Source organism: Acidovorax sp. GW821-FHT10E03 (assembly GCF_059415205.1).
In genome coordinates, this window is record NZ_JBWKMU010000019.1 from 1 (window position 1) to 15,551 (window position 15,551).

General features: G+C 58.3%; 14 protein-coding genes. 1 reads left to right on the forward strand and 13 read right to left on the reverse strand.

Translation table 11 applies throughout. From position 1 onward, the window contains the following. Positions 1-363 precede the first annotated feature (363 nt). The 5 genes from AC07OD_RS26910 to AC07OD_RS26930 all read right to left on the reverse strand — a co-directional run bounded on the left by AC07OD_RS26910 (position 364) and on the right by AC07OD_RS26930 (position 5,638). The gene (locus AC07OD_RS26910) at positions 364-1,329 is read right to left on the reverse strand and encodes a Bug family tripartite tricarboxylate transporter substrate binding protein (RefSeq protein ID WP_494598442.1); all 966 of its coding nucleotides are present in this window, start codon (positions 1,327-1,329) and stop codon (positions 364-366) included. 270 nt (positions 1,330-1,599) lie between these two features. Continuing rightward, positions 1,600-2,802 carry a DUF5624 domain-containing protein gene (locus tag AC07OD_RS26915; RefSeq protein WP_494598443.1) on the reverse strand — a complete coding sequence of 401 codons (1,203 nt, stop codon included), beginning with the start codon at positions 2,800-2,802 and terminating at the stop codon, positions 1,600-1,602. Positions 2,803-2,818: 16 nt separating this feature from the next. Further along, positions 2,819-3,913 carry a hypothetical protein gene (locus AC07OD_RS26920; RefSeq protein WP_494598444.1) on the reverse strand — a complete coding sequence of 365 codons (1,095 nt, stop codon included), beginning with the start codon at positions 3,911-3,913 and terminating at the stop codon, positions 2,819-2,821. 20 nt (positions 3,914-3,933) lie between these two features. Then, on the reverse strand, positions 3,934-4,818 hold the full coding sequence (locus AC07OD_RS26925; RefSeq protein ID WP_494598445.1) for an amidohydrolase family protein: 885 nt from the start codon (positions 4,816-4,818) through the stop codon (positions 3,934-3,936). A gap of 4 nt (positions 4,819-4,822) precedes the next feature. Beyond that, a complete protein-coding gene (locus AC07OD_RS26930; RefSeq protein ID WP_494598446.1) occupies positions 4,823-5,638 on the reverse strand; it encodes an HpcH/HpaI aldolase family protein in 816 nt (271 codons plus the stop codon). Between the two features lie 95 nt (positions 5,639-5,733). Here AC07OD_RS26930 and AC07OD_RS26935 point away from each other — a divergent pair, with 95 nt between their 5' ends. Further along, positions 5,734-6,639 (forward strand): LysR substrate-binding domain-containing protein, encoded by a 906-nt coding sequence (locus tag AC07OD_RS26935; protein WP_494598447.1) that lies wholly within the window; start codon positions 5,734-5,736, stop codon positions 6,637-6,639. Between the two features lies 1 nt (position 6,640). On the opposite strand, the gene AC07OD_RS26940 is transcribed toward AC07OD_RS26935, so the two are convergent. From AC07OD_RS26940 to AC07OD_RS26975, 8 genes are all read right to left on the reverse strand, one after another. Beyond that, positions 6,641-7,462, reverse strand: coding sequence for a sulfite exporter TauE/SafE family protein (locus tag AC07OD_RS26940; RefSeq protein WP_494598448.1), 822 nt, complete (start codon positions 7,460-7,462; stop codon positions 6,641-6,643). Positions 7,463-7,703: 241 nt separating this feature from the next. Continuing rightward, positions 7,704-8,264 carry a YceI family protein gene (locus AC07OD_RS26945; RefSeq protein ID WP_494598449.1) on the reverse strand — a complete coding sequence of 187 codons (561 nt, stop codon included), beginning with the start codon at positions 8,262-8,264 and terminating at the stop codon, positions 7,704-7,706. Positions 8,265-8,280: 16 nt separating this feature from the next. Then, entirely contained in the window at positions 8,281-8,844 is a 564-nt protein-coding gene (locus tag AC07OD_RS26950; RefSeq protein ID WP_494598450.1) for a YceI family protein, read from the reverse strand. A 20-nt stretch (positions 8,845-8,864) separates the two neighbouring features. After that, positions 8,865-9,392 carry a cytochrome b gene (locus tag AC07OD_RS26955; protein ID WP_494598451.1) on the reverse strand — a complete coding sequence of 176 codons (528 nt, stop codon included), beginning with the start codon at positions 9,390-9,392 and terminating at the stop codon, positions 8,865-8,867. A gap of 210 nt (positions 9,393-9,602) precedes the next feature. Then, the gene (locus tag AC07OD_RS26960) at positions 9,603-11,243 is read right to left on the reverse strand and encodes a carboxylesterase/lipase family protein (protein ID WP_494598452.1); all 1,641 of its coding nucleotides are present in this window, start codon (positions 11,241-11,243) and stop codon (positions 9,603-9,605) included. A gap of 146 nt (positions 11,244-11,389) precedes the next feature. After that, positions 11,390-12,454 (reverse strand): porin, encoded by a 1,065-nt coding sequence (locus tag AC07OD_RS26965; RefSeq protein ID WP_494598453.1) that lies wholly within the window; start codon positions 12,452-12,454, stop codon positions 11,390-11,392. Between the two features lie 453 nt (positions 12,455-12,907). Next, complete coding sequence (locus tag AC07OD_RS26970; RefSeq protein ID WP_494598454.1) at positions 12,908-13,900, reverse strand: Bug family tripartite tricarboxylate transporter substrate binding protein; 993 nt, start codon at positions 13,898-13,900, stop codon at positions 12,908-12,910. Positions 13,901-14,578: 678 nt separating this feature from the next. Further along, entirely contained in the window at positions 14,579-15,529 is a 951-nt protein-coding gene (locus AC07OD_RS26975) for a LysR family transcriptional regulator (protein ID WP_494598455.1), read from the reverse strand. Positions 15,530-15,551: the final 22 nt, after the last annotated feature.

The following is a 15,551-nucleotide window of genomic DNA, read 5'->3' on the forward strand; positions in this document are numbered from 1 at the left end:
CATCTGCTAGCACAGAAAGATCTTGATAGCACGTTCCGGCCCGAGCCCGCTAATACTTGCGAGGACGAACGCAAACGGCGGCTGTGCAGCGCATACGGCCGATGACTGAGGATAGTTGCTGCGGGTGTTCTTGGCGCCGGACTGCCCGGTCATCATCACCGGAACGCGCAGAGCTGTCATCTGAGGGACGTGTACGGTGATAGACGCGCTTGCAGATCTCCTCAAAGGTACTGTTCATGCGCGGACCTTTTCTCAAAAGTTGGCCAGAGATTGGCGGTGCTTTACGGGCACGTTTTTGTCCCGGGCCCTTGGGCTATTCCGTCACTTTGACGGGCATCTCAGCAGCTGGCACAGATGCTCCGCTTAGTCGATCTTGATATTCTTCGCTTTGATCAGTGTTCCCAGTGCCTGCGCCTCGCGCCTGATGTGCGCGGCGGTCTCGGCGGGCGAGGGGCCAATGGGTTCATTGCCTGCATCTTCGATATAGCGTTGCACTTCCGGTAGTTTGGTGATGCTGCTGATGGTCGAATACAGCTTCTGCACGATCGCAGGGGGCGTTTTGGCCGGTAGCCAAACACCGACCCAGGTAAATACTTCGAGTCCTGGATACAACTCACTTAGCGCGGGGACTTCGGGCAACACGCTACTGCGCTTGTTGCCGGTGTAGGCCAGTGCGCGGACCCGACCTGCTTTGATATGAGGTAGTGCGGAAACCGGAGGTTCCCATCCCACCATGACTTGGCCGCCGACGACATCGACCATGGCGCCTTGCTTGTAGGGTATGTGGAGCATTTCAATGCCCGCGGCATCCTGAAAAAGTTCAAACCCAAGATGCGATGTAGTCCCCGCGCCGTAGGAAGCGAACGTGACCTTGCCGGGGCTGTTCTTGGCCATGACAACCAAGTCTTGAAGCGACTTTACCTGGACATCTTTGTTGACTACGAGGAAAGATCCACCACGGAATATCTGTGTCACCGGTACGAGATCCTTTTCCGGGTCGTACGGCAACTTCGACATCAGAAAAGGTGTCATCGTGAAAGGATTGCCCGTGGAGAAAAGAATGGTGTGCCCATCAGGTGCCGCTTTGGCAACGGCATCTGTTCCAAGGGTGGCCAGAGCACCCGGCTTGTTCTCCACGACAACGGGGACGTTGAGGGCCTTGGATAGTTTCTCGGCATACATTCTGGAAAACGCATCTGACCCCACGCCGGGGGGCGTGGGGGTGACGATTTTGATGGGTTTGGACGGCCAAGCATCGCCTTGACCATATGCCGGAAGTATGGCCAGAAGCAACGCGAAAAGCGCACCGATTGGTCGTAGCAATTTCATAGTCTTTTTCTCCAGTACTTAAGTAATCTAGCTTTTCGATGTAGTCACACCGCAAAGTGGATGCTAAGAATTTGTGTACGAGAGTGCCAATACCGTGTGCGACGCAGATTCAATACGTTGAAGGTATTGCAGTTGAAATACTGTCCGTGTTACGCCTATCGCTCGTAACGAACCACTCGAATGCAATGCTGCAGCCAACATGCGGAACTTTCACGCGCAAAAAAAGCGCCGCTTTGCGGCGCCAATCCCTGGTTGGAGCGAGCTCTCACTTCAGACGTAGAAAGCAGGGTAGCTGGTCGCATCGAGGCCGGGCACAACCACTTTCTCTGGATTGTTGCCACTGCTTTGCAGTTGGTCGACGACATAGTCAACGACACAACCCGCCAATAACTGCCGCGGATCCTCCAGAATGACGCGCATCCGCGTGTTCAGTGCACGCCAGTCGTCTGCCCCCTCAATGGCGGGCATCTCGGAGACCTCCTGGGTATCGGCGTTCAGCTTGGGGCGGCTCGCAGTCCCCGGCGAGAAGCGTGGATAGCCCTCGTACATCATCGGCGCCAGATCGCTCATCGCACGGGTGTACCACCACAGCTTGCGCATTCCTTCTTCCTGCATTTTCACCTCCTCGAGATTCACTGGGTGGGTCACATTGAAAGGTGGTGCATGCGGCGCGATGTAAATCCGGTCCAGCCCTAGCTTGTAGCGCGATGCCCCAAGGATGAAAGAGCACACAGCATTGGTGGTCAGTGTCACGCCCGCCGTGGGTCGGCCTTGTCGCCCAACGACCAGAGCCATCGCGCTGGACCAGTCGATTGCATACCTATCAAACCAAGTCATGACACGATGACCGGTGTCCATGCCGACGAGGAAGAAGGTGGCGATCATCACCTTGTTCATGGGAATGGTCGCACCTGCTTCGGAGCCCTGCGCTTCGAGGTACTGCACGCGCAGATCCTGCGCAGTGAACGTCTCTGGCCGTTTCAGGCCCCGCTTGATGTAGCGCTCAGTGACATCACACGCGTAGTGAACCATGTTGGCGATGGCGACTTCTCGGCCGCTGTACGCCGGCACTGCAATTAGTTTTCGCCAAAGGTCGGGGGAATTGACTTTTCGCGCGGCTTCTGTCGCCAGCAGCAAGCGTTCGCATTCGACTCGCCATAGCGTCCCCTCCGGGTCGAGTTCGCGGATGCGCACCAGTGAAGCGAGTGCGGGCCCGAAATGCGAGACGGCGGCTAGCTCCTTGAAGCCGCGCGTGCTGAGCCTGTAGCCCTCCACCTCCGGCGGACGGCCGTCACCGGGATACAGAACGAAATCGGCTCCGGTTGCCACGATCAATGGTCCGCGGGCGGCGGACCTCGCGGTCAATTCGGTGAGTTTGGCGCCAATACTCGAGGCGTTAGCGGTATAGACCTCGAACAGTTCTAGGAACTCGGGGCTTTGATATTGTTGTTGACTGATTGCTGCGTGATGCATTTTCGTTTCCTTTGCACTAGCCAGCAGCCGTGTGACCTTCCAGCCGGTAGACCTTGCTCTCCGTGCGGAAGCGTACATCGGCGCTAAGGCTGTGCGTTACGACCAGAATCTGCTGGCCATCTTGCTCGAATGCTGTGGCGTCGGTTCCACCCAGAGTAGGGAAGGTTTCGTCGACGACCAGCTCGTCTCCCTCGAAGCGGTAGAGCGCCGAATACAAACTGGGGATCGGTTTTTCACGGCTGCCGTGAAGAAAATTGACCAGAACCAGTCGCTGTATGTCAGCCAGCCAGCGTAGTTCGCGGCCCCCGGGGCCACTGATCACCTGATGCTTTACGAAGCGCGCGCCATCCCAGGCGTAGAGCATCGTGTCATCGTGCAGGCATGCAAAAACGAACCAGGCCTTGCCTTGATGCTCGAAGAAGCAGAACGCCCGGCCTGTTATCTGTGCCAGCGTCTGGAATGGCTCGAACTGACGCCCATTCCAGCGCAGAATGTTGGAGCCTTCGATATGGTCTGCATAGGCCAGAAATCGCTCTTCGCCATGCTCGAAATAGAGCCAGTTGTAGCCCCACGCGGATTTGATCTGCTGGAATTCCTCGAACTTTTCGCCTGTCCACTCGAAGATGGTGGAAGCAGGTGAATGCCGGGGTGTCGCCCCCTCCATCACTGCGCCTTGCGCCAGAGCCAGAAAGACGCGTTCACCAATGCGAAAGTGCTTCCACTGCTTCGCTGCAAACGTAGGAATACTTTGAAAAGGCACAAACTCACCATTGCGCAATTCAAAAATGAGGGACTGTGCATTCAAATCATAGGGCCCCGAACCTGTACGCAAGCTGGCCGTGGCAAGAAAATCTCGCTCATCAATCCGGAAAAACTCAGCGTCTTCCCCTCCGGGCACGGGTAGCTTCTGCAGCGCAGAAAACTTTCCCTCAGACCAGCGATAGACCACAGCATCGATATCGCTATTGCCCAGTGTCATCAGCGGGGGCTGACCTTCCATATCAGCAGCCAACTGGGGCACCACAAGATAGCGCACGCCCCCATGAACGAACGACTCGGCCGCGCGCGCACCTGTGGTGTCGAGCGACTGGATCAGCTTCATCTGTGCCATAAGAGATCCATCCTCTCGACTTATTGATCCAAGCGAAACAGTCGGCCGGGGTTGTCAGCCAGGATGCGCTTCCGCGCGTCTGCCTCAGGAATCCAATCGGCCAGGAGATTGAGAAGCGCACCAGTGTCACGCCCGCCGTCGGGAATGTGCGGCCAGTCGCTTCCCCAGATGACACGGTCGGGGAGTTCTTCGACAATCGCGCGGGCCAGTGGCCGCAAGCGTTCATAGTTGCCATCTTTGGCCAAGCGGTAGGGCCCGGAAAGCTTCATCCAGCCCTTGCCGGACTTCAGCACGGTCAACAGTCGGTCAAAGTCCTGGCGGGTCAGTCCGTCACTCTCCAGCATGTAGCCCATGTGATCGATAACAAAGTCCGCGTCCAGATCTCCCAGGAAAGGGATGAGGTCACGCACGACCCACCCGGGTGTATAGAACTGCACATGCCACCCAAGTGCCTGCGTGCGCTTCACACTGCGCTGAATGTAAGCGACGATCTCGGCCGTGGACAGAGAAGAACGCAGGAACAGATCCAGTCGCAATGCGCGGACGCCGCGGCGGTGCATTTCCTGTAGGACGTCATCTGTCACCGACTCTTGGACCATTGCCACGCCCCGCGCGCGCGGGCCTGCCTTGTCCAGTGCATCAAGTAGACACCGGTTGTCCGTTCCATAGAAGCTCGACTGGACGATGGCGTAGTGCGCGAGCCCCAGAAAGTCAGCCATCTGGTTCAACTTGGTCAAAGGACCGTCCGGCAAGGTGTAGTGCGGCTTTTCGACATGCGGATACTTGTCTTCAGGCTCGAATACGTGGACGTGTGAATCCCACGCACCGTTTGGAACTTCAAAATTCGGCCGGGCCAGCGTGAGCGCGTCCCGCGTGGTTGTCGATGTCAAAACTTCGTGTGTCATGATGCTACTGTTGATGGATGGATTCAAGCGCCTGCTTGGCGCGTGCCTGAGCGACTGACAACAACATATCTGTGTCGATGCCGGTCATGAGGAATGGGGCGGCACCTTCGCGGATAAGCTCCGCGGAATAGGCCAAATCGGCAATACCGCCTATCGCAAGGGGCTTTCCTGCCAGCCTGCAGGCAGCAATTGCCTCGTCATGGGAGCGCCGCACGCTCGCGTGCCGGAAATTCCCCGCAACGCCCAACTCGGCTGTCAGATCGTTGGTGCCAATGCCGAGAAAATCGACACCTTCCACAGCAGCAATCTCTGCGATGTTGCCGATACCCACCGGGCTCTCGATCAGCACCTTGAGAAGTGTGGTTCGGTTCATGGCCGCATTGAACTCTGCAGCTGGGAGCTTCTCGTAGCCCACGTGCTGAAGCGTCGAAATGGCGGATCGATGCCCCAAAGGCGGAAAGCGGCACGCCGCCACAAGGTCGCGAGCCTGCGCTGCGGTTTCGATGCGCGGCGCCATGATGCCGACCGCGCCGCCATCCAGTAGCCGGCCAATGACTCCGTATTCGCGTTCGGGAACACGCACGAAAGGTGTCAATCCGATGTCCAGCGCAGCGGCACAGATCTGCGCTGCCGCATCGATAGAGATCGTGCTGTGCTCTAGGTCGACCCAAATGACGTCGTGTCCACTGGCCTTGGCCAGCCGCGCGATGTCGGGCGAGCGGCTCGTGCGCACCCCAAGTGCCAAAACCGGTGTGCGGGCATTGAGCCGGTCGACGATGCTCCCCGCTACCGAACTCACCTTGTTGTTGTCTGCTTGCATGTGTCTCTCTTGCGCTTGTCTGGGGCAATCGTAGAGAATGGTGTTCATATCTGGAAATACTTTATTTAGATAACAAACAATATCCGGGAGATATCATGGAGCTTCGCCACTTGCGCTACTTTGTCGCCGTCGCCGAGGAACTGAATTTCACCCGTGCCGCCGAGCGGCTCTACATGGCCCAGCCACCTTTGAGTACCCAGATTCGCGGGCTGGAGGAAGAGTTGGGTGTGCAACTGCTGGAACGCGACAAGCGACGTGTTTTCTTGACCCAAGCAGGTCGGCATTTCCTGGAGCGTGCACGTTACATCCTGTCCTCAGTCCAGTCAGCCAAAGACGAAGTCAAGAGCGCCGCAGCCGGTGAAGTGGGACAACTAAGCATCGGCTTCACAGCCTCGTCGGTACTGACCGCCGCTTTGCCCGGGGCGATCCGCAAATACCGGGAAACGCATCCTTTTGTCATGCTCAAGATGACGGAAATGACTTCCATGCACCAGCTCGATGCGATTCACCAGAGATCGCTTGATTTCGGCGTGCTGCGCAAGCCCAACATCGGTGTACCGACTGGCGTGACTATTGAAGAGTGGTATTCGGCACCGCTGGTCGCGGCCCTGCCGCAGCAACATGTGCTCACCCAGGGCAAAGGCATTCATGTCCGAGAACTGAAGGACGTTCCGCTGATCGTGTACCCCCGAGATTCGGGGATCGGCCTATATTGGAAAGTTCTCGATCTGTGCTCAAAGTCAGGATTTCGTCCCACCAGCATGCAGGAAGCACGCGATGCTTCGACGATGATCGGGTTGGTGTCATCGGGCCTCGGTGTAGCCATCATTCCCTCCGAAATGCAATGCATTCAACTGCCTGGAGTTCTGTACAGCCGCATACTGGACAAGGATGCCGTTTCCAGTCTCTACCTGAGCTATCGCGACGCGGACAGCAACCCCCATCTGGAAACACTGCTGCGCATCTTGCGCTCCAGCACCTCCCCACGAACAGCGCCGTAGTTCAGAACAAAGACAGCATCATTCGCAGGGCGGTCAGCGCAAGCAGGAGCGCGAAGAGCGCTCGCAGAAGACGCTCGTTCACCTGTTGCGTGAACCGGGCGCCAACGGAGATGGCGACGGCGCTTGAGGGAAAGAGGATGGCCGCTGCAGCCAGGTTCACATAACCCGCGCTGCCGGGTGGAAGACTCGGTGCATTCCAGCCACTGACGCCGAAGGCGATGGCCCCAGGCAGTCCAACCAGCGCCCCCAGGGTGGCGGAAGTGCCCACTGCAATGGGCATGGGGGTGCGAAAGGCGTGGAGAACAGGTACCGCCAGGGTGGCACCGCCTATGCCCACCAAGGTGCTGATCGATCCGATGGACACCCCTAGCAGGCCGCACCCCACGGGTCCCGGCAAACCATTTCGCAGATCTAGGCCCCTTCTGCGGGCCAGGTTGAGCGCAATGAAGATGGCGGCGAGCGCGAATACCAAGCTCAGTCCCTTGCTCTTGACGCTGCCGGCGATCGCACCCGTGAAGATTGAGCCAACCAATACCGGCAACGCCAGCTTTCCGAAGATGGCCAGGCTGACATTCCCGCGCAGCCAGTGGGCGCGGGCGCCGAGCAATGCCGTCGGCACGACCGCCGCCAGCGCCGTGCCGATGGCCATGTGCATCCTGACTGCGGGATCGACACCCAGACTCTCGAACGTGTGGTACAGCACAGGCACCACAATCAGCCCTCCTCCCGCGCCGATCAGTCCCCCCAGGAAGCCCGCGAGCAATCCTGCGCCGAGCAGTACGAGCCCGAAACCCAGCATCGCACTAACGTCCAGTTCTTGCATCAACATGACCTGAGCGCCGAGACGCCTGCAGACGACCGATTCAGCGAATTCTTCAGCACTTCGGACCGGATCTGCAGCGCTGGCGCTCTTGCATCCGCGCAGCCGCATGCTCCGCCATCGCCACAGAACGTTCCTAAGGTGAATTGCGAACCACCAGACGACCTTTTTCTTGAAGCTCCCCCACAAGATGAAAGAGAGCGTACAAACACGAACCTCACGGATACCCCTCAACCTCGGCGCGCTATTGTTTGATCGCTTCGACCTGTAGCAACAGCCGCACCTTGTCAGGGAATCGCGGAATACCGAAATCGATGCCCCAGGTGCTGCGATTGATCGTGGCCTCGAAATCACCGCCGCAAACTTCGCGCTTGAGCATCCCGTTCATGTAGCAACTGAAGCGTAGCGCCTTCAACTTGACCGGATGAGACTTCCCCGTCAAGGTGAGCTTGCCACTAACCTCGACCACCTTGTCGCCGTCATAAACGAAGGTGTCTGCGGTGAATGTCGCTGTCGGGTACAGCTCAACGTTGAAGAAGTCTTTGGATTGCAGCTGCCTATTGAAGGGGGCAATGCCTGTATTAACAGATGTCATATCTACAGTCAGGCTGACACTGCCTGTTCGGGCCTGAGGGTCAAACTCGACAACCCCGTCCTTTTTGTCAAACCTTCCGCGGTTGGTCGAGATGATGTGGTCGATCTCGAAAATGACGCTGGTGTGCTGCGGATCGATGTTGTAGATTGCCGAATGGGACGGCACGCAAGCCGCAGCCGCCAGAAGAAGAAGAAGTAGCGTTTTTTTCATGATTCACATGGAATGGTTAGAGCACCGCCAGGCCGGAAAGCGCGAGCTTGAACTTCACCTGCACTTCGTTGGCGACCATGGAGGTATCCGTCCAATCCCCCTCGCCGATCTTGAATTCGAGCCGTTTGACCGTGAATACACCGGTGGCGACACTGAGGACACCGCTCTGAGCCAGCGTCACTGGAACCTGAACGTCCCGGGTGGTACCCTTGATGTTCAGTTTGCCCGCCAAGGCGTACCTTCCCGGGCCAGCCGCCGCGATGGCTGCAGACTCCAGCGTGGCTTGCGGAAACCTGGCGGCATTGAACCAATCGCTCTTGACCGCCTCTGCATCGGTTTCTGGAGAGCCGAAACGTGCGCTGCCTGTATCGATGGTGAGCGCGACTCTTCCCGTTTCCGGTCTCTTGGGATCGAAGGCGAACTGCCCGGAAAATTTGGTGAAGCGCCCCTCCACGGGCACTCCCATCTGCCGGAAGGTGAATACGATCTCGCTATGCGCGGGCTCCAGTTTTTGGGCCATCACGAAGTCGGCGCTCGTGAAGACACAAATGGCAAGGGCGATCCGAGTTGGGGTGTTCATGTGCTGCTTTCTATGGCTTTTCACGGAGCCATGCGGGACAGAATGCCGTCCTTGTTGAAGAGTTGGTGTTTGAGCACGGCGGCAAGGTGCAATGCGATCACGGCACCGAGTACCAGCGCTAGCCCTGAATGCAGCGACTTCAGCGCAGACGCCAGCGACTTGTCTGTCATCACCAGATCGGGCAGTGGCAACACCCCGAGAAGCACGACAGGAAAGCCAGACGCCGAACTGTAGGCCCAACCCGCCAGCGGCACAGCGAAGAAGAGCCCGTACATAAGCAAGTGCGAAGCATGCGCTGCGCGGCACTGCCACGCCGGCATGGGTAGATCGACAGGCGGTCGATGTGTAGAGCGCCATAGCAGACGAATAAATGAGAGCAGGAGAATGCTGACGCCCAGCCATTTGTGCCAGTTGTAGAGCTTTAGCCTGGCTGGAGACATTTGAAGGCCGGTCATGTACACGCCCATCACGATGGCGGACAGAATGAGCAGCGCTGCCAGCCAGTGAATAACGATCGCCGTCAGGGAGTATTTGGGGTTCGTCTTCATCACAGTTAATCCAATGTAACGATCGTAGGTCGCAACAGCGATACTTGGAAATACTCATTCTGTATGCGTGGCGATATGTAGAAAGTACTATATTTTCACCAGCCAGACTGTCCATGAATTCGAATGACAGAGCCAGATTTGATTCAAAGGCGGATGCGTCGTGGTGTTTGCGTCCGTTGCAATTGGCCGTAGTCACCTTCCGCTACGCATTCACAGTCGCGTGGACGGCGGCTGGTCATACCAGTAGCTGCACTGATGTGCACCGTAGGCATCTACATTCGCCGTAGAGATCGTATGGGTCAGGTTCAACACGCCGCGCTGACTGGCCGAGTAGGGCTGCCATTGGGGCAACGCACCTTCCACGTTGGGGTTTCCTGTCTTTGCGAAATTGGCAAAGGACTTTGACATCGTCTGTGCAAGTCGCAACTGCTCCGCCGTCGGATTTGTCGTCATCTGATCAAACCAGTACGGAACATCTGCGCCGTGGAAGGCGCCGTAGGTGATGCTAGTGTTGGGTGGCAGTCGGCTCGCCAGGGATGTGGCGTCCTGGTAGGGGGTCTTCTCTGAAAATTGGTAGACGTAGACCCTGGCGTCTGGCGGTAGAACACTCGCGATTCTGTCGGCGTCCTGCAAGATGCCGCAGGTCACGCGGAAGTCTCCATAGGCACGCGCAAGGGCTTGGTTGGGTGATGCGTACGAGGCCAACGGATAGCGTCCCGACACGGCGCTGGGGTTGGACAGCCCAAGGAAACCTGCAATGCCCACCGGCTCATACGTTGCGGCGGTGATTGGGGCTTGCCCGAACGGTGCGCTCACGAAGAACGTTCCCTCGTCGTCGACCACGCCGGCCATCAACGGAACCCTCTGAAAGTTTCCGCTGGCAAATGCAACGGACGTCGATGTTGTAAGAAATTTCCCGTCAAGAATGGGCAGCCATGCAGACAGGTTACCTGTGCCCGTTTGGGGTGCAGGTAACGCGCCCACCAGGGTCGTTGCGGCCGGGAGGTTGCGCAGGCAGCTCGCAATCTGAGTGTTCGTTCCTGCGCTATTGCAGTTCCACGGTGTGGAAAACGCTGTGCCCGCCGCCTCCGCCTGCGCCAGGCTTGCCTGCACCCTGCTGAAGCCTCCGCTTTGGGGTGCGGCCTTGGCGAACAAGCCCGCAGACATTGGCGAGACCAAATGTGTGAGCACCGACAGGCCGCCGGCAGAACCGCCAGTTATCGTGATGTTAGCCGGGTCACCGCCGAAGGCAGCAATGTTTTGCTTTACCCATACCAGCGCGGCGTTCTGGTCCATGAGTCCATAGTTGCCTGAGGCTGGTGTAGTACTGTCCTCTGCCGTGAGCGCAGGGTGCGCGAGGAAACCCAGCGCACTCAGCCGGTAGTTGATCGAAACGAGGATGACATTGTTATTCTTCGCCAGTGACGTGCCATTCATGAATGCGCTGGAGCCCAGTACGAATCCGCCACCGTGAATTCCAACAATGACTGGCAAAGGTGTCGAAGACGAGGCTTCTGGACGGTAGATGTTCAGGTACAGACAGTCCTCACTGCCTGTGACGACGAACGTCGGCGGAGGTCCGGCCTGCAGGCACTGCGATCCAGGTGTCTTTGCGTCCAGAACTGCGGTGCGGTTAGGCGTGGGTGTTGGAGGCTTCCAGCGCCGAGCACCCGTCGGCGGCGCGGCATATGGCACCCCCAGGAATTGCACGACGCCGTTTGCGGCAATACCTTGCACCACGCCCTGCTGCGTTTGTGCCTGGGTGGTGTCCGCACCACCCCCTCCGCAAGCACACAGCACGAGCGCCAGACCGGCGAGACATAACGGTTTCCAAATGATGGATTGATTCATGAACATTTCTCCTACTTTGTTCCCACGAGCCCATGGCGTGGCGTCTTGAATCACAACGATGTGAGAATTCAAGAGTCACAGCGCTAGGACTGCCATATCCTCAGCATATGAGCGCTCTTCTGCCGATGGGCAGATTGCAAGTCGCCTCAGAAATCGTGTGAGATACCGAATTGCACGCCTGACGCGTTGCGCCCGGGTGCTCCAGGCACGCCTGTCCCGGTGTTGTATTCAGCCGAACCTTTGTTGCCGATGCGGCTGGCAAAGGCATACAGCGCGGTCCTCTTGCTCAGCCGGTGCACGTAACCCAGCGCCAATTGGGTCGCGTCGTTCGCGCTGACGCCCGCACCGGATTCATTGGTGTGTGCCACAGAAGCCTTGATTTCGCCTAGACCCACGGGTACACCCAATCCGAGCACCACGTTGGTCGACTTCACGCCTGGCACGCGTTGTTGGAAGTAGTTGGCATACAGCTTGGCCACCTTCAAGTCGTAGGACGCACCGATAGTGGAACTTCGGTAGGTGGCCCCACTGGCCAGTTTGGTCGAGCCAAAGCCGCCAGCCACGTCTAAGGATCCAGTCGCATAGCCCAAACGCGCCCCATGGTTCTTTGCGCCGGCGGCACTCTCCCCAAGGCTGATCATCACTTGTCCGTAGACACCGCCCAGATCACGCGGTAGGAAGTAGCCAATGGAGTTGTCCAGTCGAACCAGCGGCGTGGTTCTGTTGGGGTTGCCAGGCCCGGGCCCGTGATCAAGGCCGAAGGGCCAGCCGCTGATGATGTTGCTGGTAGCACCAATACCACTGGTGCCAAACGGCGAGAACCTATTGAGATTCCAGAATGTGGGGGTGTAGTCGCGACCCAGGCGCAGCTCGCCCCACTTCGCATCACTCAGACTGAGGGTCGAGCGCCGATTGAAGAACACACCCATGATGCCCCCCGTATCCGGCAAGAGTGCCGACTCCAGCCAGAAGCCCGCGCCCAAACCTCCTCCCAGGTCTTCGGTTCCACGGAACCCGAGTCGACTGGGGATGATGCCGCCTTGATCGAGCGCAGTGCTACCAACGCCACCGGAACTTGTGCGGGTAATGTTGACATCAAGCGTGCCAAAAATCTGTACTGACGACTGCGCCACAGCAGGCGTAGCGATTGCAGTGGCCAGCATGGCGGTCAAGATGAAGCCCGCCAGGCGGGTGGCGTGAACTTGCGGCATGTTGTCTCCTGGGAAGTTATCGAAGACGCCTCGGCCTGCACGGCCTTGACGTCCACGCATCCTACGAACAGGGTCCGCTACGCGCCAATACTGATTCGGCGCGCAATCCAATACACGCAAGGTATGACTGCTGACTACCAAGTGGATATCCCCAGATGCCCTGGGTACCACCAAATTTGATTGGTGATTGATTGAGGGAGCTGATTGGCTACGGGCCACAACTACAGGCAAGTCTGGTTGTGCCCAATGTCAAGAGGACCTCACGAGCTTGATCAATGGCATCTGCAACGCCAAGGCCGAAAACTCATCCAGGGGATGATGTCAGGTAGCTAGTCGGCGAGCCTTCATGCGCGTAAAAGGCGTAGCGAGCAGAAAATTTCGGGTCGGAACGCAGACAGCGTGGTCCTATCCAAAACCGGACGCGCGAGCTGCGGCGAGGCGGGCAATGTAAGCTCACTCCAGCCGCACGCGGCCGGTTGCGAGGAGGTTGCGGTTGCGTGCAAGTTCGCTAGCGATAACCCGCCTCATGTTCGTTGCATTGCCGTCGACAACCTCAAAGCCCTGGGCTTCTAAACTGCGCCGCAGCTTCGGCTTGGTAGCGGCCACGTGCAAGGCCTGAGCCAAGCGCTCAACCACATAAGCCGGAGCGCCAGCAGGAAGTGAAAAGCCCACCCAGGATTGGTAAGCATAGCCCTGGAGTTCAGGCACACCGGACTCCGCGAAGCTCGGCACGGTGGGTAAACTAAGCCAGCGCTGAGCTGATGTGGCGGCGAGCGCCCGCACGCGTCCGACCTCTGCGAACTGTACGACCGGTCCGGTGACATAGAGCATTACGTCCACCTCACCGGCAACCAACGCATTCAGTGCCTGCGCCTCGCCTTTGTACGGAATGTGACGCAAGGCGATGCCCAGCGTTCTGGCTAGCTCTTCGCTGTGTAGATGCAGGCTGGTGCCAATGCCGAATGAACCATATGTAAGCTGATCGGGCCGTGCCCTGGCGTATTCCACCAGGTCACGCATGCTGGACACCGGCAGCGCGGCGCGGACTGCAACGACGCCGGCGCTCTTGACCATGATGCCGAGGGCATCCAGATCTTGTAGTACGTCGTAACCGATGGTCTTGTCCACGGTCGGGTTGACCGATGCGATCGATGGTGAGATGGCAACCAGGGTGTAACCGTTGCGCGGTGCGCGCAAAGCTGATTGCACGCCGATTTTTCCGGAAGCTCCCACGCGGTTGTCGATGAGCACAGGCTGGCCCAACTCTGCCTGCAGTTCCAACCCGAATGCGCGGGCGACCTTGTCGATCGGTCCGCCTGGCGGCGCGGGGACAACTATGGTGATCGGCCGTTGTGGGTACGGGTCTGTGGCAGCGACCGGGGTTGATACCCAAAGATAGCTTGAGGCGATCAGCCAACCAAGGACGTTACTGATCAGACTGCGCATCGTCGTGGCTCCTTCCTTGGGATGCTAGGGCGATCGCGCCAATCTTTGAAATATCCAGTTCAGCTCGCTGGTCATATCGTTTGCATATGACCGGCTGGTTGTGGAGAGCGCAATGCAGAGTCGGTGCCACCGTTGACGCGGGCCGTGCACAGCGCTTCGCCAGACTGCATGCCAAGAGGTCTTGTTGTACAGGACTCCAATCGCGTCATGCACACCACGCGCACGGTATCGAGGCAGATGCGAGGGTGGCTCATCCTTCGTGACCTTGCGCCGCATGGTCAAGGCCGTGGCCGAAGGCGCGCCGCGTATGTCCTTTCCGCGTTCTGATAAGCGGATATGCATGACAGCATTTTAAGCAGGTGGAAGCCATGGGACTGTTGGCGTTTCAAACCAGGCAGTGGTAGGTCCAAGGCGCATGACTGGTCCAACGAAGGCCCCGCCGCCTTTGATCAAGGATGATTGAGCGTCGTAAGTCTCAGGAGGGAGTTCAAGAGTTCAGATGATGTGTCAACGGCAGCAAGAATGAGCCTGTCCCTGAAATCGAACTCGCCAGAATTCGGCTCATATACTCTCGGTTGATTGCGATGCCATGAAAAGATGGCCAGCTCGCTATTGGGCCGGGCAAATTGCATGCTGATCTGGTGGCGCCGCATTTTTCGGCGTCCGGAACCGAGCCGGTCATTGCGCAGTTGCCCGTGGAGTCCTTGTCTGCCTAGGTCGACCGGCTTGCCATTGCTGAAGCCACCCATGGAGAAACTCGGCAAACGCCTCCGCTGCCGGTGGTGCTGCGCGCACCTTGGACCGGTAAATGCAGACCTGACGGATCGCTTCCGGATCCTTGACCCGCCTCATGACCAGGCCCAGTGGCGTTGCCATCACTGAGATGTAGGCCGGAGCCAACGTCGCCGCCAACCCTTGGGCAGCAATTCCCAAGGCGGTTGAGACGTTGTCTACTACGTCAACAGGAAGTACGCGCGAGTCTTCGGGGGCGTTGAGGCGCATCTGCGCGACGCTTCGCTCGTGATCTCGCCCTGCTGCAACAAGGTGTGCATTCCGCAAATCAGTCCACTTGAGTGACTTGCGCTGTGCCAAGGGATGTGTGGGCGAGCACCACAGCACCCACGGGCTTTCAAAGACGGGGATGGCCTCGACGTGCTCAATGCCACTGCGATCAGGCCCGACAGCCAAGTCCACGTCGCCGCTGGCGACACGATCTAAGAGCTCATCCACAGGTGTGTCCCGAATACGAATCACAACCTTGGGACGGGTTTCGCAAAAAGCGCTGATCGCAGCGGGAAGAATCGCCCCCGCGAGCACCATGGGGGCACCGATGCGAACCACCCCTGAAGCCCTGTTTCTAATATCGGAAGCTGCCGATTCGGCCATATGCAGGTGCCTAAGCACTGACTTAGCGGAGCCGAGAAAGTCACGGCCCGCACTAGAAAGCTCTACGCGCCGAGTGTTTCGATCAAACACACGAAAACCGAGCGTGGACTCCAGCTCCGCAATCAGTTGGCTCACTGCCGAAGAAGACAACCCCATCTGCTCGCTGGCGGCAGAAAAACTCCGCATGTCAGCAACGCTCGTGAAGGCTTCGAATTGCCTCAGTGTGAATCGGGTAAGAGCCATGGGCTGTATCTTGCAATTTACG

Excerpts from the sequence above, each read along its gene's own strand:
- AC07OD_RS26910 (WP_494598442.1), bottom strand. The coding sequence starts at position 1,329 with ATGAAATTGCTACGACCAATCGGTGCGCTTTTCGCGTTGCTTCTGGCC.
- AC07OD_RS26915 (WP_494598443.1), bottom strand. The coding sequence starts at position 2,802 with ATGCATCACGCAGCAATCAGTCAACAACAATATCAAAGCCCCGAGTTC.
- AC07OD_RS26920 (WP_494598444.1), bottom strand. The coding sequence starts at position 3,913 with ATGGCACAGATGAAGCTGATCCAGTCGCTCGACACCACAGGTGCGCGC.
- AC07OD_RS26925 (WP_494598445.1), bottom strand. The coding sequence starts at position 4,818 with ATGACACACGAAGTTTTGACATCGACAACCACGCGGGACGCGCTCACG.
- AC07OD_RS26930 (WP_494598446.1), bottom strand. The coding sequence starts at position 5,638 with ATGCAAGCAGACAACAACAAGGTGAGTTCGGTAGCGGGGAGCATCGTC.
- AC07OD_RS26935 (WP_494598447.1), top strand. The coding sequence starts at position 5,734 with ATGGAGCTTCGCCACTTGCGCTACTTTGTCGCCGTCGCCGAGGAACTG.
- AC07OD_RS26940 (WP_494598448.1), bottom strand. The coding sequence starts at position 7,462 with ATGCAAGAACTGGACGTTAGTGCGATGCTGGGTTTCGGGCTCGTACTG.
- AC07OD_RS26945 (WP_494598449.1), bottom strand. The coding sequence starts at position 8,264 with ATGAAAAAAACGCTACTTCTTCTTCTTCTGGCGGCTGCGGCTTGCGTG.
- AC07OD_RS26950 (WP_494598450.1), bottom strand. The coding sequence starts at position 8,844 with ATGAACACCCCAACTCGGATCGCCCTTGCCATTTGTGTCTTCACGAGC.
- AC07OD_RS26955 (WP_494598451.1), bottom strand. The coding sequence starts at position 9,392 with ATGAAGACGAACCCCAAATACTCCCTGACGGCGATCGTTATTCACTGG.
- AC07OD_RS26960 (WP_494598452.1), bottom strand. The coding sequence starts at position 11,243 with ATGAATCAATCCATCATTTGGAAACCGTTATGTCTCGCCGGTCTGGCG.
- AC07OD_RS26965 (WP_494598453.1), bottom strand. The coding sequence starts at position 12,454 with ATGCCGCAAGTTCACGCCACCCGCCTGGCGGGCTTCATCTTGACCGCC.
- AC07OD_RS26970 (WP_494598454.1), bottom strand. The coding sequence starts at position 13,900 with ATGCGCAGTCTGATCAGTAACGTCCTTGGTTGGCTGATCGCCTCAAGC.
- AC07OD_RS26975 (WP_494598455.1), bottom strand. The coding sequence starts at position 15,529 with ATGGCTCTTACCCGATTCACACTGAGGCAATTCGAAGCCTTCACGAGC.